The 21,207-nt window shown below is 60.0% G+C and carries 17 protein-coding genes; 6 read left to right on the plus strand and 11 right to left on the minus strand.

Translation table 11 applies throughout. The features are described from left to right. Window positions 1-24: 24 nt before the first annotated feature. The 6 genes from QDY28_RS11365 to QDY28_RS11390 all read right to left on the minus strand — a co-directional run bounded on the left by QDY28_RS11365 (window position 25) and on the right by QDY28_RS11390 (window position 7,892). The gene (locus QDY28_RS11365) at window positions 25-1,398 is read right to left on the minus strand and encodes a GH1 family beta-glucosidase (RefSeq protein WP_331381776.1); all 1,374 of its coding nucleotides are present in this window, start codon (window positions 1,396-1,398) and stop codon (window positions 25-27) included. Between the two features lie 188 nt (window positions 1,399-1,586). Next, the gene (locus tag QDY28_RS11370; RefSeq protein ID WP_331381777.1) at window positions 1,587-2,774 is read right to left on the minus strand and encodes a Gfo/Idh/MocA family protein; all 1,188 of its coding nucleotides are present in this window, start codon (window positions 2,772-2,774) and stop codon (window positions 1,587-1,589) included. A 188-nt stretch (window positions 2,775-2,962) separates the two neighbouring features. Beyond that, complete coding sequence (locus QDY28_RS11375; RefSeq protein WP_331381778.1) at window positions 2,963-4,018, minus strand: sugar phosphate isomerase/epimerase family protein; 1,056 nt, start codon at window positions 4,016-4,018, stop codon at window positions 2,963-2,965. A 259-nt stretch (window positions 4,019-4,277) separates the two neighbouring features. Continuing rightward, window positions 4,278-5,225, minus strand: a complete 948-nt coding sequence (locus tag QDY28_RS11380) for a substrate-binding domain-containing protein (RefSeq protein WP_331381779.1) — start codon at window positions 5,223-5,225, stop codon at window positions 4,278-4,280. Between the two features lie 69 nt (window positions 5,226-5,294). Beyond that, window positions 5,295-6,305, minus strand: coding sequence for an ABC transporter permease (locus QDY28_RS11385; RefSeq protein ID WP_331381946.1), 1,011 nt, complete (start codon window positions 6,303-6,305; stop codon window positions 5,295-5,297). Between the two features lie 63 nt (window positions 6,306-6,368). Next, the gene (locus QDY28_RS11390; protein WP_331381780.1) at window positions 6,369-7,892 is read right to left on the minus strand and encodes a sugar ABC transporter ATP-binding protein; all 1,524 of its coding nucleotides are present in this window, start codon (window positions 7,890-7,892) and stop codon (window positions 6,369-6,371) included. 166 nt (window positions 7,893-8,058) lie between these two features. Between QDY28_RS11390 and QDY28_RS11395 the strand changes: the two genes are divergently transcribed. Next, entirely contained in the window at window positions 8,059-9,084 is a 1,026-nt protein-coding gene (locus QDY28_RS11395; RefSeq protein WP_331381781.1) for a LacI family DNA-binding transcriptional regulator, read from the plus strand. Between the two features lie 12 nt (window positions 9,085-9,096). Continuing rightward, window positions 9,097-9,504: a VOC family protein gene (locus QDY28_RS11400; protein WP_331381782.1), complete on the plus strand. Its 408-nt coding sequence runs from the start codon at window positions 9,097-9,099 to the stop codon at window positions 9,502-9,504. Here the strand turns inward: QDY28_RS11400 and xylA are convergent. The 5 genes from xylA to QDY28_RS11425 form a co-directional block, all read right to left on the minus strand. Continuing rightward, the gene (xylA, locus tag QDY28_RS11405) at window positions 9,495-10,805 is read right to left on the minus strand and encodes a xylose isomerase (RefSeq protein ID WP_331381783.1); all 1,311 of its coding nucleotides are present in this window, start codon (window positions 10,803-10,805) and stop codon (window positions 9,495-9,497) included. The genes QDY28_RS11400 and xylA overlap by 10 nt on opposite strands. Window positions 10,806-10,966: 161 nt before the next feature. Further along, window positions 10,967-12,424, minus strand: coding sequence for a xylulokinase (xylB, locus tag QDY28_RS11410; protein ID WP_331381784.1), 1,458 nt, complete (start codon window positions 12,422-12,424; stop codon window positions 10,967-10,969). A gap of 39 nt (window positions 12,425-12,463) precedes the next feature. Continuing rightward, window positions 12,464-13,489, minus strand: a complete 1,026-nt coding sequence (locus QDY28_RS11415; RefSeq protein WP_331381785.1) for a LacI family DNA-binding transcriptional regulator — start codon at window positions 13,487-13,489, stop codon at window positions 12,464-12,466. Window positions 13,490-13,645: 156 nt separating this feature from the next. Continuing rightward, window positions 13,646-15,244 (minus strand): DHA2 family efflux MFS transporter permease subunit, encoded by a 1,599-nt coding sequence (locus QDY28_RS11420; protein WP_331381786.1) that lies wholly within the window; start codon window positions 15,242-15,244, stop codon window positions 13,646-13,648. A gap of 117 nt (window positions 15,245-15,361) precedes the next feature. After that, window positions 15,362-16,591 carry an HlyD family secretion protein gene (locus QDY28_RS11425; protein ID WP_331381787.1) on the minus strand — a complete coding sequence of 410 codons (1,230 nt, stop codon included), beginning with the start codon at window positions 16,589-16,591 and terminating at the stop codon, window positions 15,362-15,364. 164 nt (window positions 16,592-16,755) lie between these two features. On the opposite strand from QDY28_RS11425, the gene QDY28_RS11430 reads away from it, so the two are divergent. The 4 genes from QDY28_RS11430 to QDY28_RS11445 all read left to right on the plus strand — a co-directional run bounded on the left by QDY28_RS11430 (window position 16,756) and on the right by QDY28_RS11445 (window position 21,206). Further along, the gene (locus QDY28_RS11430; RefSeq protein ID WP_331381788.1) at window positions 16,756-17,436 is read left to right on the plus strand and encodes a TetR/AcrR family transcriptional regulator; all 681 of its coding nucleotides are present in this window, start codon (window positions 16,756-16,758) and stop codon (window positions 17,434-17,436) included. A gap of 104 nt (window positions 17,437-17,540) precedes the next feature. Next, window positions 17,541-18,380 (plus strand): AraC family transcriptional regulator, encoded by an 840-nt coding sequence (locus QDY28_RS11435; RefSeq protein WP_331381789.1) that lies wholly within the window; start codon window positions 17,541-17,543, stop codon window positions 18,378-18,380. A 133-nt stretch (window positions 18,381-18,513) separates the two neighbouring features. After that, complete coding sequence (locus QDY28_RS11440) at window positions 18,514-19,257, plus strand: TerC family protein (protein ID WP_331381790.1); 744 nt, start codon at window positions 18,514-18,516, stop codon at window positions 19,255-19,257. A gap of 176 nt (window positions 19,258-19,433) precedes the next feature. Then, a complete protein-coding gene (locus tag QDY28_RS11445) occupies window positions 19,434-21,206 on the plus strand; it encodes an SLC13 family permease (RefSeq protein ID WP_331381791.1) in 1,773 nt (590 codons plus the stop codon). Window position 21,207 lies beyond the last annotated feature (1 nt).

Consider the following 21,207-nt stretch of genomic DNA (forward strand, 5'->3'; position numbering starts at 1 on the left):
CGGGCGACCCATCGTCTCCCTAAATCAAACCGCCTTATGGTTCCCCTTTGGGAACTGGGCGGCGAGTTCGCGGTACCACTTACCGCTCTTCTTCACGGTACGCACCTGCGTCTCGTAATCGACATGTACGAGGCCGAAGCGCATGCGGTAGCCTTCCGCCCATTCGAAATTATCCATCAGGCTCCAGGCGAAATAGCCGCGCATGGGATAGCCATCCTTGATCAGGTCCCCAACCATACCAAGATGATCGATGTAGTAATCGAGGCGCGGCTGGTCGTCGACTTCACCATTGACGACCCCCATATTGTAGCAGGCGCCGTTTTCCGTGATGTAGCATTCCGGCAGCTCGTAGCGCTTGTAGAGGTCTTGCACGACGTGCTTCAGGCCCGGCGCGTAGATTTCCCAGCCGATGTCGGTCTTGGCAGTGCCGACCGGTGGCGCTTCCCTCGTCCAAGGAAAATCGCCGCTCTTGGACGGGTCATCGAAGACGCGCATCGGCATATAGTAGTTCAGACCCCACCAGTCGAGCTTCTGATTGATGATCTTCAGATCGCCATCCTCGACAACAGGCATGCGGTCGCCCAGCGCCTCGATGAATTCCTTCGGATATTGACCCTTGAAGATCGGATCGAAGAAGGCGCCGTTGTGGAACTGATGAGCGCGCTCGACGGCAGCCTGATCTTCGGCGCTATCGGAGCCGGGAAGGATCGATGCGGCATTGAGCACGATGCCGACCGGCACCTTCGGCGCTTCCGCGCGGATCGCCTCGACACCGAGACCATGCGCAAGGTTCATATAATGCATGGCATGAAGTGCTGCCTGCATGTTACGTTCGCCGGGCGCATGGATGCCATAGAGGTGGCTAAGCCAGACGATGCACCACGGCTCGTTGAAGGTGGCGACCGAATCCAGCCGATCGCCGAGGCGCGCCATGACGGTCTTGGCATAACGCTGATAGGCATAAGCCGTTGAACGCGCCGTCCAGCCGCCGTCGCCCGCAAGCGTCAGCGGCAGATCCCAGTGATAGAGCGTCGCGAAAGTCTTGATGCCGCGCGCCTTGCAGCCATCGACGAGACGATCGTAGAAATCGAGACCGGCCTCGTTCACCGGACCAATGCCATCGGGAATGATGCGCGGCCAGGCGATCGAGAAACGATAGGCCTCGACACCCATCTCCTTGATCAGATCGAGATCCTGTTCCAGCCGGTTGTAGTGATCGCATGCGACATCGCCGTTGTGGCGGTGATAGACGCGGCCCGGCATGTTGGCGAAGGCATCCCAGATCGACGGCTTGCGGCCATCCGCCTTGGTGGCGCCTTCGATCTGAAAGGCGGCCGTGGCGACGCCGAACGTGAAATCGCCCGGGAAACGGGCGGCGAAGCTCTTTGGATCAATCATGACTAATCTCGTTTCTTTCAAACGGCGGGACGGTCGAATAGCAGCGAACCGCGCTCACGAATTAGGCCCGAGCGCGGTGTAAACCAACGAAAACGTCCTTGTACAGTCCTGAAATGACAAGTCTGCAACGTTGCAGCCAGAAGTCGAAAAGGATGGGGCAGCAGACAACCCGCCGCCCCGCACCTAGATCAGACCTTCACCCAGGCACCATTGCGCTTCGAAGAGGCAACGCAGGCTTCGACAAAAGCCACACCCTTTACACCGTCATCGACGGTCGGATAGACCACGGCCGGATCGATCGCCACGCCCTTCTTCTGGGCATTGATGGCACGCGCAGCCTCGGTGTAGATCGTGGCGAAGGCTTCAAGATAGCCTTCTGGATGACCCGACGGAATGCGCGAGACGCGGGCCGCGGCCGCACCGGAACCGGCGCCGTTGCGGGTGATCAGGCGCTTCGGCTCGCCGAACGGCGTGTACCACAGATAGTTCGGATCGGCCTGCGTCCACTCGATGCCGCCCTTGGTGCCGTAGACGCGAACCTTAAGGCCGTTCTCATGGCCCGGCGCCACCTGGCTGCACCACAGCATGCCCTTGGCCGGCTTCTCCTTGCCCTTTGCCTTGAAGCGCAGCAGCAGATGACCATTGTCATCGAGACGGCGGCCTTCCACGAAACTGTCGAGATCGGCGGCGAGGCTATCGAGTTCCAGGCCGCTGACGAAGCAGGCGAGATTATAGGCATGGGTGCCGATATCACCCGTGGAGCCGCCGGCGCCGGATTGCGCCGGATCGGTGCGCCAGGCGGCCTGCTTCTGGCCGGATTGCTCGATATTTTCAGTCAGCCAATCCTGCGGATATTCCGCATGCACGAGGCGGATATCGCCGAGCTCGCCGTTGGCGATCATCTCGCGCGCCTGGCGGACCATCGGGTAACCAGTGTAATTGTGCGTCAGGATGAACAGCGCACCACTTTCGTCGGCCACCTTCTTCAGCTTCTTGGCATCGGCAAGATTGGAGGTCAGCGGCTTGTCGCAGATGACATGAATGCCGCGCTTCAGGAATTCCTTGGCGGCGTCATAGTGAACATGGTTCGGCGTGACGATCGAAACCGCTTCGATGCCGTTCTTCAGCTTGGCTTCACGGATCGCCATATCGCGATAGCTGGAATAGGTGCGGGCGGGATCGAGGCCGAGATCGCGGCCCGAAGCGACAGCCTTGTCCGGTGAAGCCGACAGCGCGCCAGCGACGAGATCGAACTGGTCGTCAATGCGCGCGGCGATACGGTGCACCGCGCCGATAAAGGCTCCCGCGCCGCCGCCCACCATGCCAAGCCGAATGCGCGGCTCCCGCGTCTGCTCCGATGATCCTTCAATTGCCATATGGTCCTCCTGAGAAACTAATTTGAACTTCCTTCTCCCCAGCGGGGAGAAGGTGGCCCGAAGGGTCGGATGAGGGGGATTTCAGCGAACATAGCCTTTCGCTTGCCGCTCAAGGCACTCGTCGCGACGCTCCTCGTCCCCCTCATCTGTCCTTCGGACATCTTCTCCCCGCTGGGGAGAAGAGGAGATTATGACAGCCCCAGCATGCGGCGGTTGGCAGCCTGATCCGTGCCGCCGGCAGCGAAATCGTCGAAGGCCTTCTCCGTCACGCGGATAATGTGAGCCTTGACGAACTCGGCGCCTTCGCGGGCACCGTCTTCGGGATGCTTCAGTGCGCATTCCCATTCGACCACGGCCCAGCCGTCGAAATTATTGGCGGTCATCTTCGAGAATACGGCACCGAAATCGACCTGGCCATCGCCCAGCGAACGGAAGCGGCCGGCGCGCTCGACCCAGCCCTGATAGCCGCCATAAACGCCCTGGCGCCCGGTCGGATTGAACTCCGCATCCTTGACGTGAAACATCTTGATGCGGTCCTTGTAGATGTCGATGTTCTGCAGATAGTCGAGGCACTGCAGCACGTAGTGCGAGGGATCGTAGAGCATGTTGGCGCGCGGATGGTTCTTCACCCGTTCCAGGAACATCTCGAAGGTGATGCCGTCATGCAGGTCTTCGCCCGGATGGATTTCGTAGCAGACGTCGACGCCGTTTTCGTCGGCATGGTTGAGGATCGGCGTCCAGCGGCGGGCAAGTTCCTCAAAGGCGGTTTCGACGAGGCCGGCCGGACGCTGCGGCCAGGGATAGACGAAGGGCCAGGCGAGCGCGCCGGAGAAGGTCGCATGCGCCTTAATGCCGAGATGCTTCGAAGCCGTCAGTGCCATTTTTACCTGCTCGACGGCCCATTCCTGCCGCGCCTTCGGGTTGCCGCGCACTTCCGGCGCCGCAAATCCGTCGAAGGCTTCGTCATAGGCCGGATGCACGGCAACGAGCTGGCCCTGCAGATGCGTCGAAAGCTCGGTGACTTCGACGCCGTTTTCGCGGGCGACGCCGGCAAATTCGTCGCAATAGTCCTTGGAGGTAGCGGCCTTCTTCAGATCGATGAGCTGGCTCGCCCAAGTCGGAACCTGCACGCCGATATAGCCGGCATTGGCAGCCCATTTGGTGATCGAATCCCACGAGTTGAACGGTGCCGCATCACCGGCGAACTGGCCAAGAAACAGACCCGGACCCTTGATCGTCTTCATCAGTAATTCCTCCCTAATCGCGTTCTGTAAACGTTTCCGATACCCTTCCAACCCTTATGAGAGGCGGCTGGGATTGCCGTAGCCTCAAAAAATTATAGGGTCGTCGGGCTGAAAGTCGAATGCCTCGTGACCTAATCACGGCCCGCCGCGGACGGCAAGAGGTACGTGCCGCAAAAAATGCCGGGGACTGCGAACGGAACGGCAGCCGCATAAAAAACGCCCGCCGGCACCGGCGGGCGCATCTGTCTAAATCAACCGATCAGAAGGGTGAATCGGGGAAGTAGAAATCCTTGGCATTGTCCTTGGTGACCAAGGTCGCATCCAGGATATAGTTGCCGCGAACCGGAACCTGATCGTAGAAATTGGCAGCGGTCAGCTCCATGGCCGTCCCGACCATGGCCGGCGGATAGAGCACATCGACCGGGATCAGTTTGTCGCCGTCCATGACCTTCTTGACCATGTCCTTGGAACCGGCGCCGGCGATGACATACTGGATGTCGGTGCGCTTGGCCTGATCGATCGCCTGCAGCACGCCAACGGCCATGTCGTCATCCTGACACCATACGACGTCGATCTTCGGGAACTTCGTCAGATAATCCTGCATGACCTTGAAAGCGTCGTCGCGGTTCCAGTTGCCGTATTGCCGGTCGAGAACCTTGACGTTGGAGCCAGCGATACCCTTGTCGAAACCATCCTGACGCTGCTGGTCGATCGGAATCGGCAAGCCGCGGATGACGACGACCTGAGCATTCGGCGTATGGGCCTTGATGTATTCGCCCGCCGTTTGGCCGAGAGCAGGATTGTTGCCGGCGACATAGAGATCACGGACGGAATTGTCGTTGTTGCTCGGCGCGCGGTCGACGAGAGCGACGAACTTGCCCTTGTCCTTGACTTCCTTGATCGCATTGACCAGCGGATCGGGATCCGACGGCAGGATCACGAGAGCGTCGATGCCCTGGGTCTCAAGGTCCTGTACCGCATTTGCCTGGCTTGCCGCGTCCGGCGAGGTCTTGACGATGACATTCAGCCCCGGATGTTCCGCCATCAAGAGTTTGGCGACGCGTTCGGCATGGAAGACGACGCCCGAGGTCCAGCCATGGTCCGCCGCCGGAATGGAAACGCCAATCGTGACCTTTTTGTCCTCGGCATGAACCGTCCCGGCGAGAGCCGCCAGCACGACAGCCAGACCAATTAGTCTTTTACGCATATTTCATCCTCCCAGATAGAAGCAGGGCATTGTCATAAAGACCGGGCGCCCCCTAGACCCGGTTATTCGCTATCTGCGAGCAAGCGAGCGCTGAACCAGCATGGCGATGATGATGATCGCGCCCTGGATAGCACTGAGCAGATACTCGCTGATGAAATTGGAAAGCAGCATGATATTGCCGACCAGTTCCAGGATGAAGGCACCGCAAATGGTCCCCCATACCCTGCCCGCTCCACCCTTCAGGGCAGTGCCGCCAACGACGACGGCCGTGATCGCCTGCAATTCCCAGAGGTTACCGGTCGTTGCCGATGTCGAACCAAGCCGCGGCACATAGAGAAGCACGGCGATCGCCACACACAGACCTTGAATGACGAAGGCGATGGTACGCACACGATTGACCGCCACGCCGGAATAACGCGCAACATCGCGATTGGAACCGACCGCGATGACATGCCGTCCGTAGCGGGTGCGATAAAGAATGAAGGCGGCGACGCAGGTCACGAGAAGGATGACCGCGATCGGCACCGGCACGCCGAGCACGGAGCCATAATAGGCGGGCTTGTAGAGCGTCTGTATATCCGCCGCGCGCAAGGTGATGGCGCCGCCCTGCGACAACCAGGTCGTCAAGCCGCGATAGACGCCCATCGTGCCCAGGGTCGCAATGAACGGCTCGATCTTGCCCATGGTCGTGATCAGACCATTGGCGAGGCCGCATAGCAGACCGGCGACGATCGAGAACAACACCGCCGCCACCAGCATCAGGGCAGGATCGGCGATGACGCCTGAATTCAGCAGGAGGATCATCAGGCTTGCGACGAAGGCCACCATGGCGCCAACGGACAAATCGAGATCGCCCGCCGAGATGACGAAGGTGGCGCCGACCGCGATGATCGCAATATAGGCACATCTCGTCGCGACATTGGTGAGATTGGTCATGCCGATGAAGTTCGGATTGACCAACGCCCCGACGATGAGAAGCAGCACCAACGCCGCAAACGGCGCAACGGCCCTGAGATCGACATCCCGCCAGGACCGGCCTCGCCGGCCTGCCTTCCCGCTGCTGTCTTCGCCCACGCTCATATCCAAAACCAACCTCCCGTTCCCATCATGGCTGGGAATTCGCCTTGCTCTCGTGCCGCCCGTTCAGGCCGCCGTCTTTTTCTTCAGGCCCGCCGCATAACGCATGATTTCCTGCTCGGAGATCTCGTCTCCTTCGAGCACGCCGACGATCCGGCCTTCGCGCATCACGGCGATCCGCGTGCAAAGCCCGATGACCTCGGGCATCTCCGACGAGACCACGATGATCGAATGACCGTCGCGCGCCAGTGCCGAAATGAAATGGTAGATCTGCTGCTTCGTGCCGACATCGATACCGCGGGTCGGCTCGTCGATGATGATGATCTGCGGCTCGGTCTCCATGACCTTCGCGAGTAGCAATTTCTGCTGATTGCCGCCGGACATGCGGCCAGCGATGATATTTCCGTCGCGCACGCGAATGTCGAAACGGCGGCGTGCCCGCGCCAACGCGCTGGCTTCGCTAGAGGCGCTGAGATAGCCGAACTTGCCGTGCCGATCCAGGGACTGGAGGGTCAGGTTGACGGCCATGCCCGAATTCAGAAGCAGACCTTTGGACTTGCGGTCCTTGGTCATATAGGCAAGACCGGCGTCGATAGCGGCATGCACATCATGCGGCGGCACGGGCTGTCCGTTGGCGATGACCTCGCCGCCAGCGCGCGAGCGCAGGCCGACGACCGCTTCCATCAGTTCGGTGCGGCCCGATCCGATCATGCCGGAAAAGCCCAATATCTCGCCCTTGCGCAGTTCAAAACTCGCATCGCGGACGTAACCTGTCGAAATAGCACTGACGCTGAGCACCACCTTTTCATCGACATCGGGTTCGTTCTTGGCGGGATAGAGGCTCGAAAGCTCACGCCCGACCATCAACTGCGCAATCGATTCGCCATCGAGCAGCGAGGTCTGCGACGTCTTCACCCATTGGCCGTCACGCAGGACCGTGACCCGGTCTGTCAGTTCCATGACCTCGTCGAGCTTGTGAGACACGAATACGAAGCTTGTCCCCTGATCGCGGAGCTTGCGCACCTGTTTGAACAGGAAGTTTGTTTCCTCCCGCGACAGAACGGCGGTCGGCTCGTCCATGAAAACGATTCTTGCGTCCCGGCTGATCGCCTTGGCGATCTCCACCATCTGCTTGTCGGCGATGGAAAGCGTACCGATCAACGCATTCACGTCGACATGCGACCCGAGGAGATCGAGGACACGCCGTGTCTCCGCTCTCATATATTTGCGGTCGAGCACGCCGAAGCGCGTGACTTCTCGGCCGAGAAACAGGCTCTCGGTAACCGTCAGATGTTCGGCTAGATTGAATTCCTGATGGATGATGACAATGCCAAGCGCCTCGGCAGCGCCATTGGGCGGCAGCTTTACCGGCTGACCATCCAGCAGGATCTCGCCCGAGCTTGGCTGCTCAAAACCGGAGAGAATCTTGACGAGCGTCGACTTGCCGGCGCCGTTCTCGCCCATGAGCGCATGGATTTCCCCGGCCCGAAGATCGAAATTGACGCTGAACAGCACCTGCACGCCGCTGAAGGACTTGGAAATTCGCCTCGCGGACAGCACCACCGCACCGTCGACGGCCTCCGAACTCATTGCCTTCCTCCCTGTGGCCCCACACCACTTCTATGTTGTGTAAACCTTTACATATCGTGTGTAAAGGTTTACATGGTGGTATGTTGCAGAATTTATCGCGGTCGCCTTTGATCTCCGCGGAAGTCTGTGTAGTGTCCGGTCCGAGACGAGACCAAGGCAGAGCGCAGTGTCTAATTCCACGCCCGCAACTATCGAAGACGTCGCCCGAATTGCCAATGTTTCGATCGCAACGGTCTCTCGTGCAATCCATATGCCTGAAAAGGTCGCGAACTCGACGCGGCTGAAAGTCAACCAGGCGATTGCCATCACCGGTTATACCACCAATGCCATGGCGCGCAGCCTGCGGCTCGGTCGGTCGAACATGATTCTCGTCGTCGCACCTGACATCGGCGATCCGAATTTCTCCAATATTCTGATAGGATTGGAGAACGAGGCGCGCTCGCATGGATATGGCATTCTGATCGGCCACACGCAGAACGATGCGCAACGCGGCTTGGAATATCTGAAGTTCCTCAACTCCAACCAGGCGGCCGGGTTGATCCTATTCACCGGCATCCTGCCCTTCGGACACCAAACGATGACGGCGCGGCTTCCCCCGAGCGTCGGCGTCTTTGAGCCCGTCTTCAACGGCGGCATTCCCTATGTCGGCGTGGACGATATCGCCGGAGCGCGCAAAGCCGTCGACCTCCTCATCGCCGAGGGTCATCGGAAGATCGCGTTCATCGGCGATTCGCGCACCCGCCTCGCCTATAGCCGACGGCGCATGGGCTACGAAGCCGGACTGGATGCCGCCCATATCGGTGCCGACCTCCGCATCGTATTCGAGGGCGACGGCACCATCGAGAGCGGCAGGCTCGCCGTCGAGCAGCTTTTCATGCGCGACACGCTGCCGACAGCCTTCATGTGCGTCAACGACCAGACGGCCATCGGCGTGATGATCGGGCTAAAAGCGCGGGGCTACGACATTCCAGGGGATTTTTCAGTGACCGGCTTCGACGATGTGCCGCAAGCCGTTTTCATGTCGCCCTCGCTGACGACCATCAGGCAGCCGCGCACCGCGATCGGCAAGCATGCGATGTCGCTCCTGCTGGAGCTCTTATCGGATGGCCAGCCGGCTGAGACGGAAATCCTGCTGCGGCCGGATCTCGTGGTGCGCAACTCGGTCTCGGCACCGTCGCGCGCCCGGCGATAGGGACGCTTTGCCATGCCGCTCGGCAGACTCGTCCTTTACGCCCGCGATGTGGAAGAGACGATCGGCTTTTACGAGAGACATTTTGGCTTCAAGCCGCTCCAGCAGGCGGGCGATCGGATTGTCGAGCTGCTGGCACCGGATGGCGGCGCCAATCTGATGATCCATCCGGCGGGAAAGGCTCAGAAGATGGGCCAAGTGCTGATAAAGTTGGTCTTCGATATCGAGCATGTCGAAGCTTTCCGCGCCAAATGCGCGAGCGAGGGGCTTGAATTCGGACCGTTGCATCAAGCCGATGGCTATGTGTTCGCCAATGCCAAGGACCCCTGCGGAAATTCCATATCCATTTCGAGCCGCGCATTTCGGCGACAGTCGCGGGAGGCGATGGATCACCGCCTCCCGCCTTCTCGTGATCAAACGTAACGATTGACGATGTTTTCCAGGAGTTCCTGCTTGCCGGACTTCGGCTGCGGGTTGATGTCCTTGCTTTCGACCCACTGGGCGATCTGGTCGAGCGAATATTCGCCGCGCAGCAGCTTCTGTCCCTCAGCAGAATCCCAGCCGGCGTAACGATCGGCGAGCGGCTTGGAGAGCGCCTTGTCTTCGATCATCTTGGCAGCGGCCTTCAGGCCACGAGCGCAGCAGTCCATCCCGCCGATATGGCCGATCAAGAGGTCTTCCGCATCGAGCGACTGACGGCGCAGCTTGGCGTCGAAGTTGGTGCCGCCGGTCTTGAAGCCGCCGCCGGCCAGAACGTGGTAGTAGGCCAGGGACATTTCCGGAACGTTGTTCGGGAACTGGTCGGTATCCCAACCGGACTGATAGTCGTTGCGGTTCATATCGATGGAACCGAAGATGCCAAGCGCATTGGCAAGCGCCAGTTCATGTTCGAAGGAATGGCCGGCAAGGATCGCGTGACCCTGCTCGATGTTGACCTTCACTTCGTTTTCGAGGCCGTTCTTCTTCAGGAAACCGTAGACCGTCGCGACGTCGTAGTCGTACTGATGCTTGGTCGGCTCCTGCGGCTTCGGCTCGATCAGGATCGTGCCCTTGAAGCCGATCTTGTGCTTGTACTCGACCACAAGGTTGAGGAAGCGGCCCATCTGGTCGAGCTCACGCTTCAGATCGGTGTTTAGCAGGGTTTCGTAACCTTCGCGGCCGCCCCAAAGCACGTAGTTTTCACCGCCGAGCTTATGCGTTGCGTCCATGCAGGTCTTCACGGTCGCGGCCGAAAACGCGAAGACATCCGGATCCGGGTTGGTCGCGGCACCCGACATGAAGCGGCGGTTGGAGAAGAGGTTCGCCGTGCCCCACAGCAGCTTGACGCCCGTTTCGGCCTGCTTTTCAGCAAAGTAATCGACGATCTCGTTGAGGTTCCTGGTATTCTCGGCAAAATTCTTGCCTTCGGGACGCACGTCGGCGTCATGGAAACAGTAATAGGGCGAACCGAGCAGGGTGAAGAACTCGAAGGCAACATCGGCCTTCAGCTTGGCCGCTTCCATCGTGTCCTGGAACCAGGGACGGAGAAAGGTCTGGCCGCCGAAGGGGTCACCGCCCGGCCACGTGAAGGTGTGCCAATAGGCAACGGCAAAACGCAGATGGTCTTCCATGCGCTTGCCGAGAATCACCTCGTCCTTGTTATAGTGCCGGAACGCCAGCGGATTGGTGCTGTCGGGGCCTTCGTATTTCACTTTCTTGATGTCACCAAAAAATCCGGTGCCCATAACTCATCTCCTTGCGTTTGGTATTCGGTATTGTGGTTCGTGCCGGTAACGCCCCCTCATCCGCCCCTTCGGGGCACCTTCTCCTCGTTGGGGCGAAGGTAGAGCGGCATCCTCCGTCTCCCCTCTTCCCTCGGGGAGAGGGCAGGGTGAGGGGGTTCCCCTCAACCTGTGCTCAGCGACTTGAGCGCCGGATAAAGCGCGCGGTAGCGCTTGTAGGCATCCTCATAAGCGCCGGTCAGCGCTGCTACCGGTTCGATCGTGCCGGCCGTTTTCGGCGGCGTGCAGATCTCGATCGGGTCGGCGCCGGTTGCCGCGATCAAGCCGAGACGGGCAGCGCCGAAAGCAGCCCCGAAATCGCCCTCGGCCGGCACATCGACGGGAACGCCGAGCGCGGTCGCGATCGAGGCCAGCCAGTAGCGCGAGCGCGAGCCTCCGCCGATGGCGGTGACACGGGCGATATCGGTCCCTGCCGAGCGCAGCGCTTCGAGATTGTCGCGAATGGCGAAGCTAACGCCTTCGAGTACGGCCTGCGTCAGCACGGCACGGCCACTCTCATGGCCAAGACCGATGAAAGCGCCGCGGATGGTCGCATCGTTATGGGGCGTGCGTTCGCCGGAAAGATAGGGAAGAAAGGTGACGCTCGATGGTGCCTTCAGCGCATCCCCCAATTCGCCGGTAAGTTCGGCCGCGGATTTGCCGGTGGCGTTCGAATGCCAGTTCAAAGCGTCGGTCGCCGAGAGGATGACGCCCATCTGATGCCAGGTGTTCGGCAGCGCATGACAGAACGCATGAACGGCGCTTTCCGGCTTCGGCAGGTATGAGCCGTTGGCGGCAAAGAGCACGCCCGAAGTCCCGAGCGACACGAAGGCGGAGCCATCGCTGACCGTACCCATGCCGCAAGCCGAGGCCGCGTTGTCCCCTGCCCCACCGGCGACGACGACGTCGCCGGCAATACCCCACTTCGAGGCGAGTTCGCCGCGCAGCCTGCCGGCGGCTTCCGTCCCTTCCACCAGCGTCGGCATCTGCTTTTCGTCGAGCTTGGTGGCGGCGAGCAGCTCGGAAGACCATTTGCGCTTGCCGGTGTCCAGCCAGGACGTTCCGGCCGAATCGGACATTTCAGACATATGTTCGCCCGTCAGCCATAGGCGCAGATAGTCCTTCGGCAACAGCACCCAGCGCACCCTGGCGAAGATATCCGGCTCGTGCTTCGCGACCCAGGCGAGCTTCGGTGCGGTGAAACCGGGGAAAACGATGTTGCCCGTCAGAGCGCGGAAGCGCGGATCGGCGTCGAGAGCGGCAGCTTCCTGATGGCTGCGCGTATCATTCCAGAGAATGCAGGGACGCAGCACCTTGTCGTCGGCATCGAGCAGCGTCGCGCCATGCATCTGGCCGGAGAGGCCGATGCCACGCACCCCCGCCAACTCCTTCGGATGAGCCGCCTGCAGGTCAGCGACCGCCTCCTCCGTGGCGCGAATCCAGTGCGCCGGCTCCTGTTCCGACCAGCCCGGATGCGGACGCGATACGTCGAGCCCGCCATTGGCCGATCCGATGATCTTCTGGTTGCCGTCGATCAGCATCGCTTTGACGCCGGACGTTCCGAGATCAAGACCCAAATACATCAGATGGTACTCCTCATGCTCCGCCGCAGGTTTTGATGCTCAGGGCAGATTGTCCTTCAAGAAAATGTCGAGGCGGATGCGCTCCTGGCCGGCGATGACCTCCTGGCCGTCCGCCGTCGCCTTCATGACGCGTATGGCGCTGCGCACCTCATGACCGGCGTCCTGGTTGAGAACGGCATCGATGGTGCCGTCCTGCAGCGCCGCGCGGGTGTGTTCGGTCAGCTCGTGCACGACGACCGTCAGCTCGCGCCCCTGCCCGGTCTCCTTCAGCGCCTTGAGCAGGCCGCGATTGCCGGCACCGAGGCTATAGATGCCGATGATGCTGTTGCTGCCGGAAAGCGCTTCGGAGATCAGTCCATTGGCGATTTCCGGATCATCGCGGCCTTCGAGCACCGGCAGCAGGCGCAGTTGCGGAAACTCCGCCGCCATGACCGAGGAAAATCCTTCCAGGCGCTCACGATGGTCGCGCACCAGCATGGATCCGGCGAGAATGGTGATATCGCCTTTGCAGCCGCCGAGGAAACGGCCAAGCAGGCGAGCGGCCGTCCGGCCAGCGCCAATATTGTCGACACCGGCATAGTGGTGCCGGGTCGAGCCGGTGAGATCGGACACGAGCGTGACCACGGGAATCCCTGCCGTTACCAGCCGGTCGACGGCGGCGCGTACCTCCGGCGCGTCGGTTGCCACCAGGGCCACACCGGCGAGGTCCAGCCCCTGCAGCGCATCGAGCGCGGCAACCAGCGCCGGCGCGTCGAAGGCGGGCACTTCCACGATGCGAATTTCAGTGCGATCGAAGGTCGAGCGCGTCATCGCCTGGCGCACCTCGGCATAGAGGCCATGCATGAAGGAATTGTCGCCCGTCGGCAGAATGAAGACGAGCGGATAGATGCGGCCCTTGGCAAGATTGGCCGCCGCCACATCCCGGACATAGCCGATATCGCGGATTGCTGCTTCCACCTTCTCGCGCGTTACGAGGCGCACGCCAGGGCGCCGGTTCAGCACCCTGTCAACGGTCGCAAGGCTGACGCCCGCGGCAGCGGCGATATCGTAAACGGTGGGTCTCATCAGCTCCTCCTGACGAAATCCTTACTGCGAATTCTGATGTACGTAAATCAAGAATTTTCGAAGCCTGAAATTTCCTGTCGATCGGCACAAAAAGAAAAAGGCCTCCCGAGCCGAGAAGCCTTTAATAACAGACGGATAATGGAAAAACGGTTAAGCCTAGTGACCGCCGCCGCCCGCACCCCTGGGTGGAGCATTCGGCTTACTGAGCATCAACACGCCAAAGATCATCGCCAGGAACAATACCGTCAGCATCAGGAACACGTCGCCGAAGGACATGATGATCGCCTGTTGCTCCGCCATGTTGACCAACTGCTTTAATGCCGCCTGCGGACCGTCCAGGCCATTGGCATTGAAATTCGCCGTCATATTGTTCATCTGATCGACGGCGGCGGGACTCCCCCAGTGCACATGATCGCGCAGATGCATGTAGTGGGCGTCCTGACGGGTGGTGAGGACCGTGTTGATGATGGCAAGCCCGACGGCACCGCCGAGATTGCGGGTCAGGTTGAACAGGCCGGACGCGCCGCGCATGCGGGCAGGAGGCATGGTTCCGAGCGCGATGTTATTGATCGGCACCATGCACAACATAAGCCCGAAACCGCGAAGAATCTGCGGAATGAAAAGCTCCCAGAAATCCCAGTCCGTCGTCAAGCCGGTCATGATCCAGGTACCGGTCGCAAAACTGCAGAAGCCGATGATCATCATGATCCGAAGATCCATCTTGCCGGAAAGGAAACCGGCGAGAGGGGCGGTGAAGAACATCGCCAGACCCGAGACGAACATCGTCTCGCCAATCATCAGCGAATCATATCCGCGGATACGGCCGAGATAGACGGGATAGATATAGGTCAAACCATAAAGCCCGATGCCCATGACGAAAGAGAACATCGAACCGAACGCGAAATTCTTATTGGCGAAGGCCCTCAGATCGACGACGGGGAAATCGACGGTAAATGCCCGATAAAAGAAGATGATCGCGCCAATGGCCGAAGCGATTGCGGCGATCACAATATAGTTGTCGTTGAACCAGTCGTTGGTGTTGCCTTCTTCGAGCACATATTCCAGCGCGCCGAGAAACAGCCCCATGGAAAACAATCCCCACCAGTCGAACTTCTTCATCAACGACAGCTCCGGCTTGTCGAAGTCGATGAAATTCCAGGTGACGATGGTGACGATGACACCGGGGCCAATGTTGACGAGGAACAGCCAGTGCCAGGAAAACGCGTGGCTGAGATAGCCGCCGACCGTCGGGCCGATGGTCGGGGCAAGCGTTGCGATCAGACCAATGATCGGCGACACCACGTTGCGTTTCGACGGCGGGAAAATGGTGAAGGCAGCCGCGAAAACCGAGGGAATCATGCCGCCGCCGATAAAGCCCTGCAGCGCACGATAAACGATCATCTGATCAATGTTGGTCGCCGTCGCGCAAAGGCCGCTGGCGATGGTGAAACCGGCAGCCGAAGCCGCGAAAAGATATCGCGTGGAGATGATGCGGGCCAGCGTTCCCGAAAGCGGAATCATGATCACTTCCGCGATCAGATAGGCCGTCTGCACCCAGGGAATTTCATCCGAGCCGGCACTAAGGCCCGCCTGGATTTCGCTGAGGGAGGCGGAAACCACCTGAATGTCCAGGATCGACATGAACATGCCAAGCACCATCGCGAAGAATGCGATGAGCTTACGGGGGTCCATGTGGTCCGCCGCTGGCACGACGGGACCGGCTGTCGAACCTGCGGTCGCGGCTGTCGAGGCCATCGGCGCTCTCCGAACTTAGAGCAATTCCAGGAAAAGTGCGAAGCGGTTTTCCGTCCGGAATTGCGTAAAAACAAAGGGATAGAGCGGGAGAGCGCTTCCTTGAAACGCTGAACCGCTCTAGTTGCTGGCCAATCCGGCGCGATCGGGCGCGGTGCGGGTATCGACATCGACGACGACACTCAGACCGGCACGCAGACGACCGCTGTCAAGCGCTTCCTGCGGCAACGCGATACGAACCGGCACGCGCTGGACCACCTTGGTGAAATTGCCCGTCGCATTTTCAGGCGGCAGCAGCGAGAACACGGAACCCGAGGCCGGCGAAATCGACGCGACCGTGCCGACGATCGGATGATCGCTGTAGGCGTCGACATGCACGTTGACCTTGGAACCGGCAACCAGATGCTGGATCTGCGTTTCCTTGAAGTTGGCATCGATATAGAGCTGGCGGGTCGGAACGATCGCCATCAGCTTCTGGCCGGGCGAAACGAGATCGCCTTCCTGAACCGAGCGATTGCCGACGACACCGTCATAAGGCGCCTTCAGCACCGTGAAGGAGAGATCGCGGGCAGCCTTGTCGCGAGCGGCTTCCAGGCCCTTGATCGTGCTTTCGGCCTGACGGCGCTGCGCCTGCAGCAGGTTGATATTGGCCTGAGCCGACGCGATGGCGGCATCGCCGCCGACGAGATTGGCTTTGGCCTGATCGAGGGCGATATTGGCGCTGTCCAGCGAAGCCGTGGTGCCGACCGACTTCGATTGAAGTTCGGCAGCACGCGTCTGGGTGATCTGCGCGCCGCGGACCGTCGCTTCCAAAGCGACCTTCTGTGCCTGCGACTGGGCAAGCGCAGCCTGGCCGGCGGCAATCTGCGCATCGATGGTGTGCAGCGACAATTGCTCGGTATCGAGCGAAGCCTGGGCCTGCTGCAATGCCAGCTTGTAATCGCCGTCATCGAGCGTGGCGAGTACATCGCCCGCCTTGACCAACTGGTTGGCAACGACGTTCACCTTGGCGACATAGCCCGTCACCTTCGGCTGGATGGTCGCGATGTCGCCTTCGATATAGGCGTCGTCCGTCGAGACCATGAAACGGCCGTTCGTCCACCAGTCATAGCCGTACCAGCCGCCCCCAACCAGCGCCAGAACGACAATGATGGGCAGTACCAGGCTGCGCCGCTTCTTCTCGGCCGGCGGTGGGGCCGCTTGGACCGAGTGAGCAGGCGCAGCCTGGGCGGGGGGCGGGGCGTTAGGCTTTTCCGCGGCAGGAGCCTCGGCGGATGCGCCGGCGTGCGGAGCCTCCACTTCGACATCATCAACGATGCGCGCTACATTGTTACTGTGACCTGACGACATAGTCCTACCATTTGGAAATTTGAATAATATAATCGAACCGAACGGTTCAGTTCAGTTGACATAGATCGTTTTTCATTCCATATCAAGTCATATCGAACCACCCGGTTCGATTTAATTAACGAATCTGATTAAGATTCTGAAAAAGTGATCGAGCGAAGGAGACGATGAAACACGAACCGCAAAATACCGCCGTCCTGAACGCACCTGCTTCAGGGGGGCGTTGGGCCGCTGGAGAAGACCCCGTCAAGCGCCAGCAGATTCTGGATGGTGCCACACGTGTCTTCATGAAAATGGGGTTCGATGCCGCGAGCATGAACGACGTCACGCGCGAAGCGGGCGTCTCCAAGGGCACGCTCTATGTCTATTTCGCCAATAAGGAAGACCTGTTCTCCGCCATGATCGACAGCGAGCGGGCGCGTTTCGTCGAGACCGTACGCACCGCGCTTGCCGACGACGTCGATGTGGCCACCAGTCTTTATGAATTCGGCATGGTCTTCGTAACCCATGTCACATCGGACAAGACCATCAGCGCCATGCGCACCGTCATCGGTGTGCGCGAACGCATGCCATCGCTCTGTCAACGCTTCTTCACCGGCCCGGAAAACCTGCGCACCGTTCTGCGCAGCTTCCTCCAACGTCAGGTCGCCGCCGGTCGCCTCAGCATCGAGGACTTCGACCTGGCCGCGCGCCATTTCCTCGACATGGCCAGCGGCAGCTACTTCAAGCTCAGACTGTTCGGTGACATGGATTTCGCCCCCTCGAAAGAGGAGATCGACTATGTCGTGCGCGGTGCCGTTCGCGTCTTCATGGCCGCTTATGGTATCAATCGGAAAGATCAGGCCTGACCGCCTTCCGATAGGCAGCGGATATCCATCTCAATCCCGCAATTGCGATCAAACCCGATAGCCGGTCGGCGCCTAACAATGGGCGGGCAACCAGGGAATCGAACATGAGCGCGATCGGAAAAGCGATATGGTTCATAGAAAGCCATTTCTCGTCCGATATCTCGCTTGACGAGATTGCAGATACTGCCGGCCTGTCGCGCTATCATCTGTCGCGCGTCTTTGGCCTCACCACCGGCCATTCGATCAGCGGCTATATTAGAGGCCGACGCCTCAGCGGGGCGGCTCTTGCGCTGATCAACAGCTCATCGACCATTCTCGAGGTTGCCCTCGATGCGGGCTACGGCTCGCATGAGGCTTTCACTCGTGCCTTTCGCGAGCAATTCGGCATGACGCCGGACAGTGTGCGCAAACAGGGGCACGCCCGAAACCTTGTTTTACTGGAGCCGATCAGAATGGACGACACCCGCCTTCCCAAACTCGACGCGCCGCGTTTCGAGACCCGCCCCGCAATGCTGCTCGCCGGCCTTGCGGAAACCTATGCCTATGAAGCCACGCAGGGGATTCCCTCGCTCTGGCAGAAATTCAACCAGTATTTCGGCCATATTCCCGGGCAAGTGGGCAACGTCGCCTATGGCGTCTGCACCCAGACCGAAGGCGAGAGCGAGAGCTTCCGCTATATGTCCGCCGCCGAAGTCACCGCGGCCGACGATCTGCCGGAAGGCTTTACGACCCTGAAACTGCCGCAGCAGCGCTATGCCGTCTTTACCCATCCCGGTCATGTTTCCGGCATCTCCGCGACCGTGCATCAGATCTTCGGTGACTGGCTGCCGCAATCCGGCCACCAGCACGGTGGTGTGCCCGATATGATGGAACGCTACGATGACCGCTTCGATCCCCACACCGGCATGGGGGTGACGGAGATCTGGATTCCGCTGAAGGCCTAGAAATTTGCGCGCCAGCCGCGAAAATACTTCTGGCGCTTGCACCTGCGATTTCGCTCCTTACATAACCGACACTATTGAGGAGCCGGAGCTGGGGGTCAGCGTCGGCAGACGCTGACCAGAGGAAATTTCGGCGATGGACATTGTTGGTTTGATGCAGGATCCGAGCGCATGGATTGCGCTCGTCACGCTCGTCGTCATGGAGGTGGTCCTCGGTATCGACAACCTCATCTTCATTTCGATCCTGACCAACAAGCTGCCGGTCGAACACCGTGAAAAAGCACGCAAGATCGGCATCGGCCTTGCCTTGCTCATGCGTCTTGCCCTGCTCGGCACCGTCGCCTGGATCGTGCAGCTCACACAGCCGGTCTTCGAAGTCTTCGGTCAGGGCTTCTCCTGGAAGGATATGATCCTGATCGGCGGCGGCCTGTTCCTGGTCTGGAAGGCGACCAAGGAAATCCATCACAATGTCGATCCGCAGGAACATGGCCAAGATTTCATTGCGAAATCGACCACGACAGGCTTTGCCTCGGCCATTGGCCAGATCCTGTTGCTCGATCTCGTCTTTTCGATCGACAGCATCATCACGGCCGTCGGCATGACGCCGCATCTGCCGATCATGTTCATCGCCGTCATCGCCGCAGTTACGGTCATGTTGGTAGCCGCCACGCCGCTTGCCAACTTCATCGAAAAGAACCCGACCATCGTCATGCTGGCCCTGGCCTTCCTGCTGATGATCGGCACGACGCTGATCGCCGAAGGCATGGGCTTCCATGTGCCCAAGGGCTACGTCTACGCCGCCATGGCCTTCTCGGCTGTCGTCGAGGTGCTCAACATGCTGGCGCGGAACCGGCGAAAAAAGGCGGCCGCCGGGCACTGAAAACGTGGGCCATCCGTCATCATGTTTATGGCTGGATAGGCCTATCGCCGGCGGGCGTTATATCAGGGGAACTTTGCGGCGAACGCCGCATTGATTCACCTCGGTGATATCTATCGGCAAAAGCTGGCGGCCACGATCCGATCTCGGGTCCTCGGCAACAACATCATCGGAGCGGCATGTCCACTCAGCAAGCACTTGCATTTGGTGTTATTGCCCTGATGATGGCGGCCTTCATCTGGGGCAGGATCCGTTACGATATTGTCGCGTGTTCGGTGCTCGTCCTTGCCGTAGCGCTCGGCCTTGTCCCTGCGGAAAACGCCTTCTCCGGCTTCAGCGATGATATCGTCATTATCGTCGGCAGCGCGCTGGTAGTCAGCGCCGGGGTCGCGCGATCCGGCATAATCGATTCGGCCATCAGACGCTTCTTTCCTAAGCTTGAATCCCCTCATCTGCAGCTCGCGCTGCTGACTGTCGTGGTCGCCGTGCTTTCAGCTTTCATCAAGAACATTGGCGCGTTGGCGATCATGATGCCGGTTGCCTTTCAGTTTTCGAAAAAAACGGGGGTTTCACCCTCGCGCTACCTGATGCCGATGAGCTTCGCCGCGCTTCTCGGCGGCCTGATGACGCAAATCGGCACTTCACCGAACATCGTGGTATCGCGGCTCCGGCAGGAAATTAACGGAACATCCTTCTCCATGTTCGACTTCACGCCGACAGGCGCGCTTCTGACCGTCGTCGGTGTTCTCTTCCTGATTTTCTTCCACCGCCTCGTGCCCGAACGCAGCAAGCAAAATCCTACCTTGGAAGACGCACTGGACATCAAGGCCTATTTCTCGGAAGCGACGGTGCCCAAAGGGTCAGGTGCCGTCGGCAAAACTCTGCACGAAGTTCTCCGCAGCGGAGATGGAGAGGTTGTAGCGACCGCGATCTTGCGCGGTGACCTGCGTCTTTCACCGGTTCCCGACGTCGTGCTCCAGGCAGAGGACACTATCCTGCTGGAAGGCGGCCCAAAGGCCTTGGATCTGGTTGTCTCCGGCGCCAGCTTGAAGCTTTCCGGCAAGCCGATGACCGAGGTGCATGAGGAGAACGAGGACATTATCGCGGTTGAGGCCGTCATCGCGCAGGATTCCAGCTTGGACGGCGTATCGGCCCGCGATCTTTCGCTGTTCCACACCCGCGGTATCAACCTGCTGGCGGTCAGCCGCAAAGGCGAGCGCCTCGGCGAAAGGCTCGCCGGCATCTCGTTGCAGGCAGGCGACGTCGTGGTCCTGCAGGGCAGCCGCAACGCCATGCCAGCCTTCTTGCAGGAAAATGGTTGTCTGCCGCTAGCCGAACGGGAGATCATGCTCGGAACGAGACGGCGTGCCTATATACCGCTTCTGATCCTGGTCGCAGCCATGGGGACGACTGCCACCGGCCTGGCTCCCGTATCGGTTGGTTTCTTTGCCGCGGCTCTGGCCATGCTGCTTTTTAGGGTCATTCCATTGGCCGACGTCTACAAAGCCGTCGACGGGCCGATCCTTGTCATGCTTGCGGCATTGATCCCTGTCTCGGATACGCTTCGCACAACTGGCGGCAGCGAACTGATTGCCCACTGGCTTGGACACTTTGCCACTCAGTTGCCACCCTATGGCGCGCTTGCCCTGATCCTCGTCACTGCCATGGCGGTTACGCCTTTTCTCAACAACGCTGCCACGGTGTTGGTCATGGCGCCGATCACCATCAGCTTTGCCCAGACGCTGGGTTACCGCCCGGAGGCATTTCTCATGGCGGTTGCCATCGGCGCCGGTTGCGATTTCCTCACGCCGATCGGCCATCAATGCAATACGCTGGTGATGGGACCCGGCGGCTATAAATTCAGCGATTATCCGCGTCTCGGACTGCCGCTGTCGTTTATCATCATCCTCGTCAGCGTGCCGGCCCTGCTTTATATCTGGCCAGTCGGCTGAG

The organism is Rhizobium sp. BR 362, from assembly GCF_036528765.1.
In the GTDB taxonomy this organism is placed as follows: domain Bacteria; phylum Pseudomonadota; class Alphaproteobacteria; order Rhizobiales; family Rhizobiaceae; genus Rhizobium.